Source organism: Nevskiales bacterium (assembly GCA_035574475.1).
Classification (GTDB): domain Bacteria; phylum Pseudomonadota; class Gammaproteobacteria; order Nevskiales; family DATLYR01; genus DATLYR01.
In genome coordinates, this window is record DATLYR010000146.1 from 1 (window position 1) to 3,465 (window position 3,465).

A 3,465-nucleotide genomic window follows, 5' to 3' on the forward strand; every position below is an offset into this window, starting at 1 on the left:
GCCGCTGCCCCCGATGCCCTGCACGCCGGCCGCATACAGGGCGATGCTCAGGGTCTGCAGGATGCCGCAGGCCAGCAGGGCTGCACGCCGCCCCGCGCGCCAGGCCAGTGCACCGCCCAGCGCGGCGCCGGCCAGGGCCGCGGCCGAGCCGAGCGTGCCTTTGAGCAGCGCAATCGCCTCCTTGCTGAAACCGTGGTCACGCAGCATCGGCCCGACCATGGCCGAGGCCATGGAATCGCCGAACTTGTAGGCGCCGATCAGCACGAGGAAGCCCAGCATGCCGGGCACGCGCAGGCGCGCGGCCCATTCCAGCAGCAGCCCACGTGGCGTCGGCGCGCGTGGCGCCGCCGCGCCGTTCTCGCGCAGGCGCAGCACCGGCAGGCTGGTCAACGCCAGCAGGCTCGCCATGCCGACGAACATCGCCTGCCAGCCGGCGCGCGCGAACACCCACAGCAGCAGGCCGCCACCGAGGATCATGCCGATACGATAGGCGCCGACCTGCACGCCGTTGCCGCCGCCGCGCTCGCGGGTGTCCAGCAGGCGCACCGCCAGACCGTCGGTGGCCACGTCCTGGATCGCGGCGAACAGGTTGAACAGCAACAGCGCCGCGAACACGATCCAGATCGAGCGCTCCGGCCGGCTGAGGCACAGCAGCAGCGCGCCGGCGACCGACAGCCCCTGCATCGCCAGGATCCACTGCCGGCGCGTGCCGAGCCGGTCCACCAGCGGCGCCCACAGGAACTTCAGCGCCCAGGGCAGGAACAGCAGGCTGGTGGCGCTGATCGCCTTGAGCGACAACCCCTGCTCGCGCATCAGCACCGGCAGGGCCTGGGTGAAGAAACCGAACGGCAGTCCCTGCGCCAGATACAGGGCGGCCAGCAGCAGAAACTTATCGCGTCGCGGCATGCCGGCTCCGGATGGCGCGGCGCGCGACCTCAGGCCGCCGGCGCGTTGACCCGCAGATGCAGGTGGCCCGCGATCAGCGGCTGCCCGCAGGCTGAGCACACCACCGTGGCGCTGGTCTCATGCCCGCAATCCGTGTGGATCACCGTGACCGGTGCGCCCGCCTCGCCGGCCTGCCACTTGTCGCCCCAGCGCATCAGCAGCAGCAGGATCGGCAGCAGGTCCAGGCCCTTCTCGGTCAGCCGGTATTCGTAGCGCGCCGGGCGTTCCTGGTAGCGCGCACGCTTGAGCACGCCCTTGTCCACCAGCGAGTTGAGCCGGTCGGTGAGAATGTTGCGCGATATCCCGAGATGGTCCAGCAGGTCATCGAAGCGACGTACGCCATTGAAGATGTCGCGAATGATCAGCAGCGTCCACCATTCGCCCACCACGTCCAGCGTGCGCGCGATGGAACAGGGCATGTCGGCAAAGCTGGTCCGCTGCATGCTCGGGCCCCTTATGGTTGTGTCAGGGAACCGACGATAGTATCGTCGGTCTCCTCGAAAGATTGACACGGCAGCCGCAGCCCTGCAAACCCGCCCTGCCCCGCAGCGCCACCCGCATGGAGACACCTTTAATGAGCACCGAACACGTCGTCGTGGACCATCTCGACGGCATCCTGCAGATCCGCCTCAACCGCCCGGACAAAAAGAACGCGCTCAACCAGGCCATGTACACCGCGCTGGCCGAGGCGTTCACGCGCGCGAACAGCGATCCGGCGGTGCGCGTGGCGCTGCTCACCGGCACGCCGGACTGCTTCTGCAGCGGCAACGACATCCAGGACTTCCTCACCATGCCGCAGGCCAGCGCCGACAATCCGGTGCTGCGCTTCATGCTGGCCATGGCCGGCTGCACGAAGCCCATCGTGGCCGCGGTCAACGGGCCGGCGGTCGGCGTCGGCACGACCCTGCTGCTGCACTGCGACCTGGTCTACGCCGGCGCCAGCGCGCGCCTGCACATGCCCTTCGTCAGCATCGGCATCTGTCCCGAATTTGCCGCGAGCTATCTGCTGCCGCGGATCATGGGCCATGCGCGCGCGGCCGAGCTGGTACTGCTGGCGGAGCCCTTCGGCGCGCAGAAGGCGCTCGAGTACGGGCTGGTGAACGAGGTGCTGCCGGATGACCAGTACCAGGCGCGTGCGCTGGACAAGGCGCGCCGGCTCGCCAGCCTGCCGCCTGCCGCGCTGCGCAGCACCAAGGCGCTGCTCAAGCGCTGGAACCGCGAGGAAATCCTCAAGGTGATCCCGGCCGAGTTCGACACCTTCATGCCGATGCTCAAGCAGCCGGAGGCGCTGGAAGCCTTCAGCGCCTTCCTGCAGAAACGCAAACCGGATTTTTCGCGTTTCCAGTGACGCCTGGCGGGTGGTCGGAGGGGCGGCTCGACCCCGACACGGGCGACCCCGTCAGCGCTCGGTTTCGAGATCGGGAATGCGGTTGAAGGCGATGCGCAGCGGCGCGGCGGCATGTCCGCCGTGCGCGCCACCGAAATACAGCGCGTGCTTCCCATAACGCAGATTGATGCGGTCCACGGCATTCTGCAAGGCGCCGCGCGAGCGGGCCGGCGCGAACAGCGAGGGTGTGGCCTGGCTGGCCGGAATCAGCCGCACCAGGGTGACACCGACATACATCGGCCTGCCCGCACCCTGCGGTCGCCGCGACCACAGCGCGTTCAGCACCTGGATCAGCTCGCGCGTGTCTTGGGTTTCCAGGAAACGCGCCTCCTCCGACCAGCCGCCGGCGCCGCCGCCATAACGGATGCTGAGCCACAGTCCACCGGCGCAATAGCCCATGCGGCGCAGGCGCAGCGCGGCCTTCTGCAGCAGCCGGTGCAGCACGGCGCGCGCGTCCCGGTCGTTGCGCAGCTCCGGCGGCAGCACGTGCGAATGCCCGATGCTGCCGCGCGCGGTCGGCGGCGCATACACCGCGAGGCCGCGCAGCAGATCGTGCATGTGCTCGCCCTCGACACCGCCCCAGACGCGCCGCAGCGCGGCCTTGTCCGCGGCGCACAGCGCCGCGACCGTGTGGATGCCGGCGCGCTTCAGCCGCGCCTCCATGCGCGGGCCGATGCCGCACAGGTCGCGCAGCGCAAGCCCATGCAGGGCCTGCGGCAGCTCGGCCTGCTCGATCACCACCAGGCCATCGGGCTTCTGCATGTCGGCGGCGGTCTTGGCCAGGAAGCGGTTGGGTGCGATGCCGATCGAGCTGGTCAGGCATTCGCCGACCTCGCGGCGGATGGCCCGCTTGACCTGGCGCGCGACGCTCATCGCCTTGTCACGCTGCCGCCAGCTGCCGGTCAGCGAACAGGCCACCTCGTCGATCGAGCACACCTCGTCCACCGGGATGCAGGTGTCGATCACCTTGAGCAGGGCCTGGTGGTATTCGACGTAGCGTTCATGGCGTGCCGGCACGCAGACCAGGCCCGGGCACATCCGTTTGGCTTCACCGACGTTGGTGCCGGTCTTGACGCCGAAGCGCTTGGCCTCGTAGCTGGCGGCGATGCAGCAGGTGGAATCCGTCATCACCG

The 3,465-nt window shown here is 69.4% G+C and carries 4 protein-coding genes; 1 reads left to right on the plus strand and 3 read right to left on the minus strand.

The genetic code is table 11. From position 1 onward, the window contains the following. A partial coding sequence (locus VNJ47_08585; protein HXG28892.1) for an MFS transporter occupies positions 1-906 on the minus strand: 906 nt, incomplete at its 3' end. A 29-nt stretch (positions 907-935) separates the two neighbouring features. Further along, entirely contained in the window at positions 936-1,388 is a 453-nt protein-coding gene (locus tag VNJ47_08590) for a helix-turn-helix domain-containing protein (GenBank protein HXG28893.1), read from the minus strand. 131 nt (positions 1,389-1,519) lie between these two features. On the opposite strand from VNJ47_08590, the gene VNJ47_08595 reads away from it, so the two are divergent. After that, positions 1,520-2,293 carry an enoyl-CoA hydratase gene (locus tag VNJ47_08595; protein ID HXG28894.1) on the plus strand — a complete coding sequence of 258 codons (774 nt, stop codon included), beginning with the start codon at positions 1,520-1,522 and terminating at the stop codon, positions 2,291-2,293. Positions 2,294-2,344: 51 nt separating this feature from the next. Here VNJ47_08595 and VNJ47_08600 read toward each other — a convergent pair. Then, positions 2,345-3,465: hypothetical protein (locus VNJ47_08600; protein HXG28895.1), on the minus strand; the 1,121-nt coding region annotated here is incomplete at its 5' end.